The 18,627-nt window shown below is 70.4% G+C and carries 3 protein-coding genes; all 3 read right to left on the bottom strand.

What is annotated here, in order from left to right:
• Positions 1-8: 8 nt before the first annotated feature.
• The 3 genes from FMP39_RS21420 to FMP39_RS21410 are packed head-to-tail and all read right to left on the bottom strand — an operon-like array spanning position 9 to position 18,171.
• A complete protein-coding gene (locus tag FMP39_RS21420; RefSeq protein WP_141592152.1) occupies positions 9-5,582 on the bottom strand; it encodes a type I polyketide synthase in 5,574 nt (1,857 codons plus the stop codon).
• Between the two features lie 14 nt (positions 5,583-5,596).
• A complete protein-coding gene (locus FMP39_RS21415) occupies positions 5,597-11,185 on the bottom strand; it encodes a type I polyketide synthase (protein ID WP_141592151.1) in 5,589 nt (1,862 codons plus the stop codon).
• A complete protein-coding gene (locus tag FMP39_RS21410; protein WP_305036074.1) occupies positions 11,182-18,171 on the bottom strand; it encodes a type I polyketide synthase in 6,990 nt (2,329 codons plus the stop codon). The genes FMP39_RS21415 and FMP39_RS21410 overlap by 4 nt, the downstream gene beginning before the upstream one ends.
• Between the last annotated feature and the right edge of the window lie 456 nt (positions 18,172-18,627).

Below are 18,627 nucleotides of genomic sequence, written 5' to 3'. Positions count from 1 at the left end.
GAATCTCTTCAATCGGCCAGCGCGGCGAGCTTCTCCGCGAGCAGCGCCTCGGCTTCGTCGTCCGAGAGTTGCTTGACGTTGTTGACGATCGCGGCTTCGAGCGTGGCGGCTTCATCCCGCGGCTGCTCCGCCTGGGTCGTGATGGGAAGTTGCAGTTGTTCAGCCAGGTGCACGACGAGCGCCGCCACCGTCGGGTGCCGCCAGACCAGCGTCGCGGGAAGCCTCAGGCCCAGGCTGGCTTCGAGCCGGTTGCGAATCTCCAGCCCCATCAGGGAATCCAACCCCATGCTGCCCAGGGGCTCCTGCGGGTCGATTCGCGAAGGCGCCAGCCGGAGCACATGGCCGGCCTGTTCACAGAGGTGCGCCTCCAGCAACGACGCGCGCTTCAGCACCTCCGCGGCCCGGAGTGTCTCCACGAAGGCACCGCGAACAGCGGGAACATTCGCGGCGCTGGCCTGCTCACGCGCCAGCCGCGACAGGAAGGGCGAGCGCGCCGCCGTCAGGTAGAACTCGCTCCACTGCCGCAGGTCGAAACGCATCACCACCACGCGCGACAGAGGGCTGCCCAGGATGCGGCTCAACGCCTCCAGCGCTTGCGACGGTGGCATGGTGTCCACGCCGCGCTGGGTGATGCGTTCCCCGCGCGCCTCGGCCGCCGCGGCCAGACCCACACCGGCCCAGGCCCCCCAGTCAACGCTCAGCGCCGGCAGGCCGAGCCCACGCCGGTACGCCGCCAACGCATCGAGGAAGACGTTGGCCGCCGCGTAGTTGCCCTGCCCCGGCGAGCCCAGCAGCGAACCCGCCGCGGCGAACAACACGAAGTGCTCCAACGGCGCCGATGCCGTCAGCGTGTGCAGATGCCAGGCGCCGTGGACCTTGGGCTCCATCACCGTGCGCAGACGCTCGGCGGTGAGGTTCACCAACACGCCGTCATCGAGGACCGCCGCCGCGTGGAAGACACCCCGGAGTGGAGGCATCTCCGCCGCCACCTCTCCCAGCACCCGCTCCAGGTCCGGGCGCGCCGCCGCGTCCGCCTTGAACACCCGGACTTCGACGCCGCCGGCACGCAGCGCATCCAGCACCGGCTGCGCCTCCGCGGACGCGCCCTTGCGCCCCAGCAAGGCCAGGTGGCGGGCGCCCCGGTCGACCAGCCACTCCGCGAGCTTCAGGCCCAGGCCCCCCAGGCCACCGGTAATCAGGTACGTGGCATCGGCTCGCAACTCCGCCGGCGCCGCCGTGCTGCGCTCCATGCGCGACAGCCGCGCCACGAACCGCGCGGAGCCCCGGAGCGCGACCTGTTCTTCCGGACTCGACGCGAGGAGCTCGTCGGCCAGCGCCCGAGCCTGGACCTCATCGCGAGCCCCCAGGTCCACGCTGCAGCACCGGAGTTCGGGATGCTCCAACGTGAGCACGCGTCCCAAGCCCCAGAGTGGCGCCTGCTCGACATGGGCCACCTGCTCACCCGGCTTGACGGCCTGGACACCTTCCGTCACCAAACACACCCGAGGCATGTCCCGGAAGCCCGACGCGACCAGGGCCTGCGTGAGGTGGAGCGCGCTCGCCGCGCCAAGCGTGCGCGCCTTCACCAGCGCATCCGCGCCAGCCTCGAGGCCGGGCACATCCAGGCTGAAGAGGTGCACGACGCCACGGCATGCGGGGCGTCCGGCGCCGAACTCCGCGTCGAGAATCCGCGTGAAGCCCTCCGCTCGTGACGGGTCCACCACGTAGTGGCCGGGCTCGATGAGCCGGGTCTCCTCGCCGTGAGAGACGAGGATGCACCGCTCCCCACGCTCGCTCAGCACCGCGCGCAGCTTCGCGCTGAAACCAGCACGGTCCGCGAGTACCAGCCAGGTGCCGGGCTTCGACTCCGAGACGGCCGTGGGCGTCTCACGCGGCGCTTCCTGCCAGTCCACCCGGTACATCCACTGGTCGATTTCATCCGCGGACCGGCGCCGCACCGCATCCAGACGGCGCGCCATCAGGCCGCGGGCCTCCATCAGGATGTTGCCCTCCGCGTCCAGCAACGTCACATCGGCTTCAATCGAGCCCGGGCCACCGCCCGTGCCCGGCCGGACACGAGCGTGACTCCAAAGCGCATGTCCGGGCCGCCCGTGCATGCGCAGCGAGTCCACCGCCACCGGGACGAACGTCTCTCCCCTACGGTCCCCCAGCCCCGCGCCGTTGATGGCTTGCAAGCAGGCATCCAGCAGCGCCGGATGGAGCTGATGCGCCGTCATCTCCGCCGCGACGGAAGGTGACAATTCCAGGCGCGCCACCGCCTCGCCCTCCCCCTTCCACATCTCCTTCACCAGGCGGAAGCTGGGTCCGAAGTCGACGCCCCGCTCCAGCATGAGCTGGTAGTGCTTCTCGCCCTCCAGAAGCTCAGGGCACCGAGCCCGCGCCTCGTCGAGCGCGAAGGGCTCCGCTCTCGTGCTCTCACTCAAGCGCCCTTCAGCGTGCAGTGTCCAAGCCCCGACGCCGTCCACCGGGCGGCTGAAGACCTGGAAGCGACGGGTACCATCCGCCCCCGGGATGACGCGCATCTGAACCGACAGCGCCTCTTCCCGAGGAAGCACCATCATCTCCTGGAAGATGACGTCCTCCAGCGCGAGCCGTCCCGGCCCGAAGGCCTCGGAGGCCCCCGCGAGCGCCATCTCCAAGTACCCGGTGCCGGGGAGCACGACCTCCCCATGGACGACGTGGTCCGACAGATACGAAGGGCTGTCCGCGTACAGCTCCGTCTGCCACAGGTGTGCGCCTTCCTGGCCCGCCAGGGACAGGTGCGTGCCCAGCAACGGGTGGTGGCCAGCGTCCCGGGCACGACGGGTCCGCGTGGACGACTCAATCCAGAAGCGCTCGTGCTGCCACGGGTACGTGGGCAGCGCCGCGAGCCGGCCCCGCACGGGGTGCTGGCGCTTAAGGTCCACCTCGTGCCCCACGGCGTAGAGCGCGCCCAGGGATGACAACATCGCCCCGCGCTCGTCTTCGTCACGGCGGAGCGAGGGCAGCACCGTCCCCTCTCGTCCGAGGTGCCGCAGGTGTTGCTCCACGGCGGGCAAGAGGATGGGATGCGGGCTCAGCTCGATGAAGAGGTCATGGCCGTCGACCGCGAGCTTCTCGATGGCCTTCGAGAACAACACCGGCTCGCGCAGGTTGTCCGCCCAGTAGCCGGCACGGAACTCCGCGCCATCCGTCATCCGCCCCGTCACCGTCGAGCAGATGGGCACACGGGACGCGCGCGGCGCGAGGTCCTGGAGCGCCGCGAGCAGGTCGGGCCGCAGCGGGTCCATTTGAGGACTGTGCGAGGCCACGTCCACCTTCACGAAGCGGCAGAAGACGTCCCGCTGCTTGAGCCGCTGGGCGATGTCCTCCAGGGCTCCAGGAGCGCCCGACAGCACCGTGGAGCGCACGCTGTTGCTCACCGCGACGGAGACCTGCGACTCCCAGCCATGAAGGGCCTGCTTCGCCTCTTCCAACGTCAGGTCCACCAGGAGCATGGAGCCCTGCCCGCTCACGCCTCGAAGCAGCCGGCTGCGGCGGCAGATGACCTTCGCCGCGTCCTCCAGGCTCAGCGTTCCGGCCACGTGCGCCGCGGCCACCTCGCCCATGCTGTGCCCCACCACGGCGTCGGGCTCGATGCCCCAGGCGCGCCACAGCTCCGCCAGCGCCACTTCCATGGCGAAGAGAACGGGCTGGATGACGTCGATTTCATGGAGGCGGCCCTTGCCCTCTTCGGCGGCCAGCTCCCCCAGGACGCTGAAGCCCGCGCACGCCTGGATGGCCGCGTCGCAGCGCTCCATGGCCTCGCGGAACGCCGCCTCCTCCGCCAGCAGCTTCCGGCCCATGCCCAGCCACTGCGAGCCCTGCCCCGGGAACACGAAGACGACCCGGCGCCGGGTCTGCCCCGATGCACGTCCCGTGGCCGCGCCCGGCACGGGCTCTCCACGCGCGTACGCCCCGAGCTTCTCCTCGAGTTCAGCGTGCGTGTGGCCCGCGAGCGCGAGGCGGTGCTCATGGTGGGAGCGCGACAGGGCCGCCGTGGCGCAGATGTCGCGGAGTGACACCTCCGGATGCGCGGCGAGCCAATGCGCGTGACTCCCGGCCATGGCCTGGAGCGCCTCCGAACTACGCGCCGACAGCACGAGCAACTCCGCGCCACGAGCGGGGACGGCAGGCCGTGATGACGGCACCGGCGGCTCCTGCAAGATGACGTGGGCATTGGTGCCGCTGATGCCAAACGCGCTCACGCCAGCGAGGCGAGGCTGCTCGGCGCGGGGCCACGGCTGGAGCGCCGTGGGAACGACGACAGGCGCCCCGTCCAGCACGATGTCCGGGTTGAGGCGGTGGAAGTGCAGGTTCGGAGGAATCGCCTCGTGGCGCAGTGAGAGGGCCGTCTTCAGGATGCCCGTGAGCCCCGCCGTCGCTTCGAGGTGCCCGACATTCGTCTTCACCGAGCCAACGTACAGTGGCGTATCCGCGCTCCGTCCCGCGCCCAGAACCCGCGCCAGCGCTTGCAGCTCGATGGGGTCGCCCAGCGACGTGCCCGTCCCGTGCGCCTCGACGAAGGAGACCTGCGAGGGCTTCAGCCCCGCGCTCGCCAGCGCCTGCTCGATGACCCGCTCCTGCGCCGGTCCGTTGGGCACCATGAGTCCACTGCTGGCGCCGTCCTGGTTCACCGCCGAGCCCGCGACGAGCGACAGAATCTCATCGCCGTTGGCCAGCGCATCCGAGAGCCGCTTGAGCACCAGGACGACGCAGCCCTCCGCGCGCACGAAGCCATTGGCGGCGGCATCGAAGGTCTTGCACCGTCCGTCCGGCGCCAGCCCTCGGCTGCTGGAGAGGGCAACGGTCGGGTCCGGCATCAGCATGAGGTTGACGCCCGCGGAGAGCGCCAGATCGCACTCGCGGTTGCGCAGGCTCTGGCAGGCGACGTGGAGCCCCACCAACGATGACGAGCACGCCGTGTCGATGGACATGCACGGCCCCTGGAGGCCCAGCGTGTACGCCAGGCGGCCCGCCGCCGCGTTCAGCGAGGTCCCCGTCAGGTGATAGATGTCCGGCGCATCGCCGAGCTGCCGCGCCTGGAGCTGCGCGTAGTCGCTGCCGATGATGCCCAGGAAGACACCGGACTTGCTTCCCGCGAGCTGGTCCGGCGGCTGGCCCGCGCGCTCCAGCGCCTCCCACGCGACCTCCAGCAGCATCCGCTGCTGCGGGTCCATCCGCGACGCTTCCCGGGGTGAGACGCCGAAGAACGCGGCGTCGAACTGGTCCACACCGTCGATGAAGCCGCCCCAGCGAGCATAGGTGCGGCCTCGCTTACTCGGGTCGGGGTCGAAGAGCGCCTCCGCGTCCCACCGCTCACGCGGGACCTCGGTGATGGCGTCCACCCCCTGGCTCAGCAGGCGCCAGAAGTCCTCGGGTGTCCGCACGCCTCCGGGAACGCGGCAGGACGCACCGACGATGGCGATGGGCTCCGAGCGCGCGCGCTTGAGGGCTTCGCTCTCCGCGTGCAGGTCGAGCGCCAGCAACGCGAGCCGCTTGGGAGAGAGGCTCGAAATCTTCTCGTAGAATTCCTTGCTCATCGCAGTCGTCCGATTCAGCTCAGCTTCAGGGCAATCAACCGCTCGACTTCGTCGTCCGACAGCTCCGAGACTTGCGCCAGCCGCTCCGACAGGTCGCCGACGTCCGAAGGCACCGGGGATGACTTCTGCACCGGAGCCGCCGCTACCGTGGGCAATGGGATGTCCACCGTGGTGACGCTCCCCGCCAGACGCTTCGCCAGCGCCACGACGGTGGGGTGGTCGAACGCGAGGCTCGCGGGCAGCTCCTTCTCGAGTCCACGCTGCAACACGTTGCGCAGCTCCACGGACATCTGGGACGTCATCCCCATCTGGAAGAAGCCGCGGTCCACGGGGGGCAAATCGGTGGGAGTGAAGCCGAGAATGCGCCCCACCTCGCCCTGGATGCGCTGCACGAGCGTGTCGAACCGGCGCTCAGCAGGGAGCGCCTTCAACTCCGAGAGCAACCGTGCCCGCGAGGTGGCACCACCGTTCGTGGCCGGCGACGCCGCGCCCATGTTCATCAGGAAGGGCCGGCGACGCCGAGCCTCCCAGATGGGCTTGAGCACGGACCAGTCCACGGAGGCGACCGTCTTGTGACTCGCGCCCGACCGCAGCACCTGTCCCATCGCATCGAGCGCGCGCTCCGAGGCCATTGGGTTCAGCCCGAAGCGTGCGTAGCCCCGCGCGTTGTCGGCGCGCTCTCCGCCAATCTCGTCCCACGTCCCCCAGTGAATAGCGGTCGCGGGCAGCCCTTCGGCCCGGCGGTGGTGCGCCAGCGCTTCCAGGAACTGGTTGCCCGCCGCGTAGTGCGCCAGGCCAGAGGCGCCCCACAGCGTGGACGTCGACGAGAACATCACGAAGAAGTCGAGCGAGAGGCCGCGCGTCAGGTCGTGCAGCACCCAGCTCCCGAGCACCTTCGGACGCATCATCGCCGTCGTGGCGGCGACATCCAGGTCCTCCAACCGGCACTCCGTGATGAGCGCGGCGGCATGAATCACGCCGCGCAGCGGAGGCAGCGTCGCCGCCATGTCTCGCAGGATTGCCGCCATCCGCTCGCGGTCTGCCACGTCCACAGCCATGGGCGTGACGGTCGCCCCGAGCGCCCGGAGCGACTCGAGCTCCTCGCGGCGCCGCACCGACGCCGCCCCATCCGCACCGGAGACCCCACTGCGGCCCAGCAGCACCAGGTGCCGCGCGCCCCGCTCCACCAGCCACCGCGCCACCTTCAGCCCCAGCCCGCCCAGGCCGCCCGAGACGAGGTACGTCGCGTCCGAGCGCAGGCGCAGCGCCTCCTCGGCCGTCCCTGTCCTTCCCCGTGTGAGCCGGGGGACCAGCGAGCGCCCATCGCGGAAGGCGAGCTGGTCCTCTCCATCCGTTCCGAACGCGGAGACTTCCCGCAGCACCGAGGTGACTTCATCCGGCGACCGATTCGGCGGCAGGTCGATGAGGCCGCCCCAAACGCCCGGCTGTTCCAGCGAGACGCTCCGGCCCATGCCCCACAGGGGTGACTGGGCCAGCGACACACGTTCGGTCCCCACGCCCGTGACCTGCGCGCCCCGCGTCACCACCCAGAGCCGCGCACGCCCTGGCACCTCCATGAGGGCCTTCACCAGGTGCAGCGCCGCCACCGTGGACGCGGGCACTGCCGTCTGCCCATCCAACGTTTCGTCGAGGCCCCACAGGAAGAGCGCCCGGCCTTCGTGGCCAGCAGCGAGCGCTGGAAGCTCTCGCAGCAAGCGCGCCATGTCCTCCGGCCGCTGCGGGTCCACCACGAAGCTCCGCGTACCCAGACGCTGGAAGGCGTCCCCCGTGGTCACCGTGACAAAAGGGGTGCCCTGACGCCGCAGCTCCTCGGCGAATGCCGTGCCCCAACCACCCCGGTCCGCGAACACAAGCCAATCCGTGGGAGCCGACTGGGGTGTCCCCGCCGGCCGCGGCTCCCACGACACGTCGTGGAACCAGTCCTGCGCGCGGACCTCTCCCAACACCTCGAGCAGCCGCTCCACCGCCACGTGCCGCAACCGGACACCGCGCGCCACCGCGACCGGGCGACCCTCCGCGTCCAGCAGGGACAGTGTGCCCAGCCGCTCCTCAGGACGAGACGCTGGCGAAATGGATACGTGAGCCCACCGGATGTCCGCGCTGCCAGGGACGCACTCGAAGGATTCGATCCCCAGAGGCATGAAGAGCGCTGCCTGCCCCGGTTCGGCCGCCAGCGCGAGCGCCAGCGTCTGGAGCGCGGCGTCCAGCAACGCGGGATGAAGCTGATACTGGGACGCCTCCTGAAGTCGCTCCGCGCCCAGCACCACCCGGCCCAGCGCCTCCCCCGGCCGCCGCCACGCCTCGCCCAGTGTCCGCAGCGGCTCGTCGTACTGGACGTTGCAGCGCTCCAGCTCGCCGTAGACCGCCGCGCCCGGGACATGCTCCACACAGCGCGCACGGACCGCGTCGATGGACGCCAACGCGCCCATCGAGGCACTGAGCACCTGGACATGGCCCCGGCAATGGCGCACCCATCCCACCTCGGACGAGGCCCCGCCCACCGCGCGGCTGTGGATGTGGAACTCGTGCTTGCCTCCTGCCTCGGAAGAGAGGTGGACCTGCACGAGCCGCCGCTGGGTCTCCGGCAGCACCAGCGCCCGCTCGAACTCGACGCCGGACAGCACCCGTCCCCCAGTGCCCAACGCATCGGCGGCGGCGCTCAGCCCGAGCTCCACCAACGCCGAGGCAGGAACGACCGCGACGCCACCCAACCGGTGCGCACCCAGCCACGGCAGCGAGTGGCTCCCCAGCTCCAGCTCGAAGACCTGGCCATCGACGCCGTGAGCCACGCTCACCGGCCGGCCCTTGAGGGAGGTCCGCGGCTCGACCATCACCGCCACGGGCGTGGCCACCGCGTCCAGCCAGTACCGCTTGTGCTGCCAGGGATAGGTTGGCAACGGGAGCGGCGCCCCACCCTCCGGGAACAAGCGCTTCCACTGCACGGGGAGTCCCGCGCGGTACAGCGCGCCCATGGACTCCAGCAGCACGGTCCGCTCAGCCTCCTCGCGGCGCAGGGACGGAAGCGTCACGCCCTCGCGGCCCGCGTGCTGAAGGCAGCGCTCCACGGCGGGCAGCAGAATCGGGTGCGGGCTCATCTCCAGGAAAACGGAGTGCCCAGCCTCGGCGAGTTGCAGCACCGACGAGGAGAAGAGCACCGGGTCGCGCAGATTGCGGACCCAGTAGGCGGCATCGAAGCCGGAGCCGTCACAGGAGGCGCCGGTCACCGTGGAGTGAATGGGCACGCTGGAGCGTCCGGGCCGCACCGCCGAGAGCACGGAGAGCAGCTCGTCCCGCAGCGGGTCCACCTGCGGACTATGCGAGGCCACGTCGACCTTCACCCAGCGGCAGAAGACGTTGCGCGACTCCAGCTCGGCGCGAATCGCTTCGAGCGCGGCATTCTCCCCCGACAGCACCGTGGAGGTCGGACTGTTGCTGACCGCGATGGCCACGCGGTCCTCGCGGCCCACCAGCGTCTTGCGCGCGTCCTCCAGGGTCAGCTCCGTCGCGAGCATGGCCCCCTGGCCGCTGATGCGCCGCAGGAGCTGGCTGCGCAGGCAGATGATGCGCGCCGCGTCCTCCAGGGAGAGCGCGCCCGCGACGTGCGCCGCGGCCACCTCACCCATGCTGTGCCCCACCACCGCGTCCGGCTCGACGCCCCAGGAGCGCCAGAGCGCGGACAGCGCCACCGCCATGGCGAACAACACCGGCTGCACGACGTCGATGTCCTGGAGCCGGGAGTCCTCGGCGGGTGCGCGCAGCACGTCAATCAGACGCCACGTGACGTGGGGCCGCATGGCCTCATCGATGCGCTCCACGGCCTCACGGAAGACAGGCTCCTGTTCGAGGAGCTGCCGCCCCATGCCGGCCCACTGCGAGCCCTGCCCCGGGAAGACGAAGACCGCCTTGCGCCGGGTATCCGTGTCCGTCGCCGCCGGAGCAGGCCCCTCCAAGGCAAACTCCCGAAGCTGCCGCGCCACCGCCTCCGCCGAGTCCCCCGCGACCGCCATCCGGTACTCGTGATGGGTCCGCCGCAGCGCCGCGGTGAAGCAGACATCCCGGAGCGGCAACTCCGGGGACGACGTGAGGACGTCCGCGTACTTCCGGGCCAATGATTGAAGCGCGGAGGGTGAGCGCGCGGACAACGGCAGCAGGTACGCCCCGCGAGAAGGCGCAGGGGGCGCCGCCGCGGCCACGGGGGCCTCTTCGAGAATCACATGGGCATTCGTGCCGCTGATGCCAAACGAGCTGACCGCGCCCCGGCGCTTGCGCGTCTCCCGCGCGGGCCAGGGGTGCAGCTTCGTGGGGACCGTGAGGGATTCACCGCCGAAGTCGATGCGCGGGTTGAGCCGCTGGAAGTGCGCGAGCGGCGGGACGGCCCCGTGCTGCATCGACAGGACCATCTTGATGATGCCGGCGATGCCGGCGGCCGACTCCAGGTGGCCGATGTTCGTCTTCGCCGCGCCCACCACCAGCGACTGCTCCGCGGTGCGCCCCTGCGCATACACCTCGTGGAGCGCCTCCATCTCGATGGGGTCGCCCAGCGACGTCCCGGTGCCATGGGCCTCGATGCAGTCGATGTCGGCGGGCTCCAGGTTCGCGCTCTGGAGCGCCTGGCGGATGAGCGCCTTCTGCGCGAGCACGTTGGGCGCCGTCAATCCCGCCGACTTGCCGTCCTGGTTGACGGCAGAACCCCGGATGAGCGCGAGGACGGTGTCCCCCGCCGCCAGCGCATCCGACAGCCGCTTGAGGACGACCACGCCGCAGCCCTCGCCCCGCACGAAGCCGTTGGCGCGGGCATCGAAGGTCTTGCAGCGTCCATCCGGCGCGAGCGCCTGCGCACGGGACACGCGGCTCGACGACAGCGGCGACAGGATGAGGTTGACGCCGCACGCCAGCGCCATGGTGCACTCTTGCTGCCGGAGGCTCTGCGCGGCCAGATGCAGGGCCACCAGGGATGACGAACACGCGGTGTCCACGGACAGGCTGGGGCCCTGGAAGTCCATGAGGTACGACAGCCGCCCCGGCACCACGCAGTTGATGGCGCCCGTCACGCTGCTGGAGTCGCGCGCCGCCGGATTCCCCACCTGCAACAGCGCGTAGTCATCGCTGTACACGCCCACGAACACGCCCGTGCGGCTCCCCGCCAGCCGAGACATGTCCTGGCCCGCGTTCTCCAGCGCCTCCCACGCCACTTCCAGGAGGATGCGCTGCTGCGGGTCCATCCGGTGCGCTTCGTGCGGAGAGATGCCGAAGAAGTCCGCGTCGAACTGGTCCACCGCGTTGATGAAGGCGCCCCACTTCGCGCCCAGCTTCTCCTGGGCCTCGGGGTCCATCCGCGCCATGTCCTCACGGGTCCACCGCGAGGATGGCACCTCCGTGACGGCATCCACGCCGTTGCACAGGAGGTTCCAGTACGACGCCGGGTCGTTTCCTCCGCCCGGGAAGCGGCAGCCCATGCCGATGATGGCCACGGGCTCCGACCGGCTGCCCTCCACCGCGTCCAGCCGCGACTTGAGGTCCATCGCCAGCAGCGCGAGCCGCTTGGGGGAGTACTGCGCAATCTTCTCCGCGAACGTCGTCATGAGCCTTGCGCCATCCTCTGAGCGAACAGCCGCTCGACTTCTTCTTCCGACAGGTCGTCAATCTCGCTGGCAGTCACATCCGCCTGGGGGGCCTTCGCCGGTGCCACCTCCAGCGCGGGCTCGGGGCGGGAGTCCTCCAGCGGAAGCGCAAGCTTCTCCGCCAGGAACGGCGCCAGCGCGGCCACCGTCGGATAGGTCCACACCACCGTCGCGCTGAGCTTCAGCCCGAGCGCCGCCTCCAGGCGGTTGCGAATCTCCATGCTCATCAGCGAGTCGAGCCCGAAGGTCACCAACGGTGTCCGTGGCTCGATGCGCGCGGGCGCCATCCGCAGCACCCCGCCAATCAGCTCGCGCAGGTGCGCATCCAGCAGGCCGCGACGCTCGGACGCACGGGCCGCTTCGAGCTGCTCCCGAATCCGGCTCTTGCCCGCGCTCACAGCGGGCCGGCTGGACGGCTCCTGCGCCAGCTTCGTGAAGTACGGCGACTGTGCCGCGGCCAGATAGAAGCCCAGCCACTGGCGCGGCTCGAAGGCCATGACGCTGAGCTGTGGCCGCTCCTGTCCCAGCAGCATGCCGAGCACCGCCAGCGCCTTGTCCGGCGCCATGCCACCCAGGCCACGTGCCTCCAGGCGCTCGCCGCGGATGGACTGCGCCGCCGCGAGGCCCACCTGCGTCCAGGTGCCCCAGTTGATGCTCAGCGCGGGCAACCCCTCCGCCCGGCGGGCCTGGGCTAGCGCGTCCATGAAGGCATTCGCCGACGCGTAGTTCGACTGTCCCGGCGTGCCCAGCGAAGCGGCCACGCTGGAGAACAGGACGAAGTGCTCCAGCGGCAGGTGCCGGGTCTGCGCGTGCAGGTTCCAACTGCCCAGGACCTTCGGTGCCGACACCGAGGCGAAGCGCGCCTCGGTGAGGTTGAGCAACAGTCCGTCCTCGAGGAGCCCCGCGGCATGAAACACGCCACGCAGCGGAGGCATCGCGCCCTCCACCCGAGCCAACGCGCCCGTCACGTCCTCCAGCCGCGCGACGTCGCCCTGGAAGGGCTCCACCCGAGCGCCGGCCTCACGAAGCGCCGCCAGCGCCTGCTCCGCCTCCGCGGAGGGAGCGCGACGGCCCATCAGCAGCAGGTGACGTGCGCCCTGGGAGACGAGCCAGCGCGCGAGTTCCAGCCCCAGGCCACCGAGGCCCCCCGTGATGAGGTAGGTGCCATCCTCGCGCAGCAGCGTCGCCGGTTCACGGGCAGACAGCGCATCCGCCGCACGAGACAGCCGCGCCACCCGTCGCGTACCACCCCGCCACGCGGTCTGGTCTTCGAACGCGGTCGATGACAGCTCCCGCAGCAGCGCATCCGCCGCGACGTCCGCGCCGCCTTCCAGGTCCACACGGGTGCAGCGCAGCTCCGGTTGCTCCACCGCCAGCACCTGCCCCAACCCCAGGAGGGGAGCCTGCGCCACCGCGACACGTTCTGCCGCCTTGCCCGCGGAACGTGCCCCACGCGTGGCCAGCCAGAGCCGGGGCGAATCCCGCCAGCCCGCCCCCGAAAGCGCCTGCACCAGGTGCAGCACGCTGGTGGTCCCCAGCCGCCGCGAGTCCTCCAGCGCCTGGAGCGTCAGCGCCTCCGTCGAGGCCAGGTCCAGGCTCCACAGGTGCACCACGCCGCGGCAAGGCGGAACGCCCGCGCCCAGCAGGTCCGTGAGCAACCGGCGCCAGTGCTCCGGATTCCGGGGGTCCACCTCGGCACTCCGCGGCCCGGTCAGCCGGTACGCCTCACCGGGCGCGACGAGCACGCACGTCTCGCCTCGCGTGAGGAGCTGCGCGGACAGCCGCTGCCCCACCCCGCCGCCGTCCTGGAGAATCAGCCAGCTTCCCGGCGTGTGCTCGGGCCACGCCAGCTCCGCCGGCAGCGGCCGCTCCTCCCAGTCCACCTGGTAGAGCCACGCGCCCAGCTCCTTGCGGGCGGAGGCGCCCACATCCAGGCGGTACAGGCGCAGCGCTTCGAGCTCCAGCAGCACCTGTCCCTGCTCATCCAGCAACCAGAAGTCGAAAGTGCGCTCGCGCTCGCTCGCGGCCCCTTCCTCACGGACCTTCACTCGCGCCCAGGCCGCGCGCCCGGGACGCTGGAAGAAACGAATCCGCCCGATTCCCACCGGCACATGCGTCGCCGGAGCGGATGTCGCGGTCAGCGGGGCAAGGAGCTCCACCGCCACCTGCAGTCCCGCATCCAGCAGCGCGGGGTGGAGCCGGTACGCCCCCGCCTCCAAGGCCACCGTGTCGGAGACCTCCAGGCGTCCCAGCGCCTCCTGCTCACTGCGCCAGATGCCCCGCAGCCCCTGGAACGTCGGGCCGTACATGAGGCCTTGCGCCTGCCGGCGTTGGTAGTGCGCTTCAGCGGAGACCGCCACCGTGACGCGCGCCCGGAGCGCCTCGGGAGATTCAACAGCCGCGCCCGCACGCGACTCCCGCCGCACCGTCCCCGACGCGTGCTTGCGCCAGGACGTCTCGCCCTCCGCGCGGCTGGCAATCTGGAAGGTGGCGCGGCCCGGCTCCTCCTCGGACAGCACCACCTGCACGCACCTCGACTGGCCCGGCTCCAGCGCGAGCATCTCACTGAAGGAGACGTCCTCCAGCACGAGCCCCGTCTCGCCCAACACCTCCGCGCCGGCGCTCAGCGCCATCTCCACGTAACCGGCGCCCGGGAAGACCACGTCCCCCCACACGCAGTGGTCGGCCAGATACGGGAACGCCGCCGTGCTCACGGTCCGCTCCCAGAAGTGAGTCCCGGGCTGGACGGACGAGGAGAGCGAACCACCGATGAGGGGATGTCCCTTCCGGTCCGCGGGGGCCACGCCCTCCGGCTGCGCATCCACCTCCGCCTCGTCCGGAAGCCAGAAGCGCTCCCGCTGCCACGGGTACCGTGGGAGCGCGACGACACGGCCCTGCACCGGGTGCAGCGCCTTCCAGTCCACCGCGCAACCCCAGGCGTACAGCGCCGCCAGGGACTCCAGCAGGCAGCGGCGCTCGGGCATCTGTCGCCGCGCGGACGCGAGCGCGATGGCCCCCTGTTTCGACTCGCGCAGCGTCTCCTCGATGGGCGCGAGCAACACCGGATGTGGGCTCACCTCGACCAGCACCGTGAAGCCATCCGCCAGGAGTTGCTCGACAGCACCGTGGAACAGCACCGGTTCGCGCAGGTTGCTGACCCAGTAGGCCGGGTGGAAGTCCGCGCCGTCGCTCGTCTGGCCCGTCACCGTGGAGTAGATGGGCACGGGCGCCCCCTGAGGCGCGACACCGTCGAGCACCCGAAGGAGGTCGTCCTTCAGCGAGTCCATCTGCGGACTGTGAGAGGCGACGTTGACCTTCACCCGGCGGCAGAAGACACCCTGGCTTTCGAGCTTCGGCAGCAGCGACTCCAATGCGTCGGTGTCACCCGAGAGCACCGTGGAGCGCGCGCTGTTGCTGACCGCGACGGAGAGCCGCGTCTCGTAGCCGGCCAGCGCCTCGCGGGCCTGCGCCAGCCCCAGCTCCACCACTGCCATGGCCCCCTGCCCGCTCTTGCGGCGCAGGAGCTGGCTGCGCAGGCAGATGATGCGCGCCGCGTCCTCCAGGGAGAGCGTGCCCGCGACGTGCGCCGCGGCCACCTCGCCCATGCTGTGCCCCACCACCGCGTCCGGCGCGATGCCCCACGAGCGCCACAGGGCCGCCAACGCCACCTGCATGGCGAAAAGCACCGGCTGCACCACGTCGATGTCCTGCAGGCGCGAATGCTGCTCGTCCGCCAGCAGCTCCGCCGTGAGCGGCCAGTCCACGTGCGGCCGCATGGCCTGCTCGCACGCCTCGATGGCGGACCGGAACACCGGCTCCTCACGCAGGAGCTGACGCCCCATGCCCAACCACTGGGAGCCCTGTCCCGGGAAGACGAAGGCCACCTTGGCCCGTCCCTCGGGACTCACCCGTCCCTCGCTCACACCCGGCGGGAGTTCCCCCCGCGTGACGGCGTCCAGCGCCTCCGCCAGCTCCCGTCGTGAGCCGCCCACCACCGACAAGCGGTGGGACAGGTGGCCGCGACGCACGCTCGCGGTGTAGGTGACATCATCGAGCGACGCGCCCGGCTCCCCAGCCAGGAAGTCGCGCCAATCCGCGGCCAGCGCCTTGAGCGCCTCCGGGCTCCGCGCAGACAGGGGCAGCAGGTGCACCGCCTCCCCGTCGTGGTCCACCCCACGCGCGACGAGTGCATCCCACCGGACCGGCTGCCCCGCCGCGTAGAGCACGCCCAACGAATCGAACAGCGTGGCGCGCTCATCCTCCTGCCGCCGCAGGGAGGGCACCACGCGGCCCTGCCGCCCCAGGTGCTTCAGCGTCGCGTCGATGGGGTGCCGCAGAATCGCATGCGGACTGACCTCCAGGAACGTGTCGTAGCCCTCCTGGATGGTGTGGGAGAGCGCGCCGGTGAAGAGCGTGGGCCACGCGATGTTCCGCACCCAGTGGGAGGCGTCCGCGCTCGCGCCGTCGATCTCCGCGCCGGTGATGGACGAGATCAGGGGAACACGCGCCGGGCGGGGCCGGATGTCCCGAAGCGCCTCGGTCAACGCGTTCGCCAGCACGTCCATGCGGGGGCTGTGCACCGGAACGTCGATGTCCACCTGCCGGCAGAAGACTCCGCGCTGTTGCAGCGACGCGAGCACCTCGGCCAGTGCGTCCACATCCCCCGACAACACCGTCGAACCCGCGCCCGAGTCGATGGCACGGAACAACCGCCCCTCGTAGCCCACGAGCAGTTCAGCGGCCTCCGCCCACGGGACGCCCACGACCGCCAGGCTGCCCTTGCCCGCCTGCGTGTGCATCAGCCGGCTCTCGGCGCAGACGACGCGAATGGTGTCCTCGATGTCCAGGACTCCCGCCGCATACGCCGCCGACACCTCGCCGATGCTGTGCCCCACCACGGCGCCGGGCTCGATGCCCCACGAGCGCCAGAGGTCCGTCAGGGCCATCTCCACCGACACAATCGCGGGCAGTCCGATGTCGAGCCGGCTCAGCCGCGCCGCCGCGTCGTCAGCGGCCAGCACTTCCAGCAGCGACCAACCTTCGTACTCCCGGATGAGCGCATCGCAGCGCAGCAGCGTCGCCCGGAACACGGGCTCGGTATCCAGCAACGGCAGGCCCATGCGGGGCCACTGGCAGCCGTGTCCCGAATAGACGAATACCGGCTTACGGACCGCGTCCTCCGCCACCGTCCCCACGGACACGCCCGGGCGCGGCACGCCTGCCAGGAAGTTCTCCAGGCCCGCACGAAGGTCCTTCCGGGTCCGGACCGTCACCGTCAGGCGGTGCGCCTGCGTGCCCGCGTCCGCTTCGGCCGCGCGGAGCAGTTCGGCCAGTGGCAGGTGCTCCCGGGCCGTCACGCGGTCGAGCAGCCCCTGCGCGGCGCCCCGCAGCGCCTCCGTCGTCTCACCCGACAGGTGGAGGAGCCGTGCCTCAGGAAGACTGGCCTCTTCCATCAGGACGTGGCAGTTCGCGCCCCCGAAGCCGAAGGAACTGACGCCCGCGATGAGCTTCCGGTCGGGCTCCGGCCAATCCCCCAGGGTGTGGTGGACCGCCAGGCCCAGCGCCTCGAAGGGAATGAGCGGATTGGGCTTCTCGTAGTGGAGGCTGGCCGGAAGCGCGCGGTGCTTGATGCACAGCGCAGTCTTGATGAGCCCGGTGATGCCCGCCGCGGCCTCCAGGTGCCCGATGTTCGTCTTGCAGGAGCCGATGAGCAGGGGCTTGCCCCCGGGCCGTCCCGCGCCGAGCACCTCGCCCAGGGCCTGTGCCTCCAGCGGGTCTCCCAACTGCGTGCCCGTGCCATGCGCCTCGACGTACTGCACCTCCGCCGCCTCGACCCCCGCATTGGCGCAGGCCTGGCGGATGACCTCCGCCTGCGCCTTCGGGTTGGGCGCGGTGAGGCCGTTGCTGCCACCGTTGTTGTTGATGGCACTGCCGCGGATGACGCAGTAGATGGCGTCGCCGTCCGCGAGCGCCAGGGAGAGCGGCTTGAGCACCGCCACCCCCGCGCCCTCGCCGCGCACGAAGCCGTTGGCGCGGGCATCGAACGTGTAGCAGCGCCCGTCTGGAGAGAGGGCCCCCAGCTTGGACAGGGACACCGTGCTCTCGGGGGCGATGGTGAGATTCACACCACCCACCAGGGCCAGCGTCGACTCGCCCCTGCGCAGGCTCTCACAGGCCAGGTGCACCGCCGTGAGCGAGGACGAGCAGGCCGAGTCGATGGAGAAGCTCGGCCCCCGCAGCCCCAGGACGTAGGAGACCCGGTTGGCCAGGACGCTGTGGTGGTAGCCCGTGGACGTGTACGAGGAGATGCGCTTCATGCCGAAGCGCTGCAGCGTCATCTCGTAGTCCATCCACGCGGCGCCGAAGCAGACCGCCGTGGGTGAGCCCTGCAGCCGGTCCGCGGCGATGCCCGCGTCCTCCAGCGCCTCCCAGCTCAGCTCCAGCATGAGCCGCTGCTGCGGGTCCATGTGGAGCGCCTCCTTCGGTGAGATGCCGAAGAAGAGCGGGTCAAAGCCATCCACGCGGTCCAGATAGCCGCCCCAGCGGGAAATCACCTTGCCGGGCGCCGCGGGGTCTCGATCATAAAGGCGGTTGACGTCCCACCGGTCCGGCGGCACTTCCGTAATGGCATCCGTCCCGCCCACGAGCAGGCGCCAGAAGGCCTCTGGATTCGCCGCCTGGGGATAACGACAGGCCAATCCAATAATGGCAATGGGCTCATGGGCCCGGGCGATACGTGCCAGGGAATGCGACGACGCGCCATCCTGCTCACCCGCGAGGTAGCGGGCCAACCCATCCAACGTGGGATATTCCCAGGCAAGCGTGGGCGACAATGAACGCCCCAGCATCGCCCCCACCTCCGCGATGAAGCCGGTGGCCTTCAGCGAATCAAGCCCATACAGGCTGAAGCGCTCTCGGACATCCAGCGTGTGAGCCTCGATTCCCAATCGCTGAGCAAGGACCGCGGTCAAACGAGCCCGCACTTCGGCCAAACCCGCCTTCGACAACCCATTTTGTGGCGACACTCGGACCTCTAACTGGCACGCTCGAAAGCCGGGCTTTTACGCAGCAAACGAGATGACGACGGACGCAGTCCGCCTCCCCCCTCGATAGACCCGATAAAAGGAAGAACGGATCAATGCCAAATCCATAACGACGGCGCAAGCCCGTCAGCACGAAGCCATTTCGTGCACTTTCACGAGAACCGGACACTCCAAACGGAGCAACCCATGTCTCTCGTTCACCAAGACTTCGAATGAAGCATGCCTGACTTGAGAATCAACAAACCCCGAAGCAAACACATGGGTGACTCCAGTAGAACTAATTGCGAACAAAACACTCCCCAGACGTGACACACCCGCCACTCAGAGCGAGCGCCGCCTCCATTTCGGGGAAATCGCAGA

It is taken from the genome of Myxococcus sp. AB056 (genome assembly GCF_006547365.1).
Lineage (GTDB): Bacteria > Myxococcota > Myxococcia > Myxococcales > Myxococcaceae > Myxococcus > Myxococcus virescens.
Note: the sequence above shows the minus strand (reverse complement) of the source record. Positions and strands in the feature narration are given on the sequence as shown.

Coding starts and splice junctions, on each gene's coding strand:
- FMP39_RS21420 (WP_141592152.1), bottom strand. CDS start 5,582: ATGAGCAAGGAATTCTACGAGAAGATTTCGAGCCTCTCTCCCAAGCGG.
- FMP39_RS21415 (WP_141592151.1), bottom strand. CDS start 11,185: ATGACGACGTTCGCGGAGAAGATTGCGCAGTACTCCCCCAAGCGGCTC.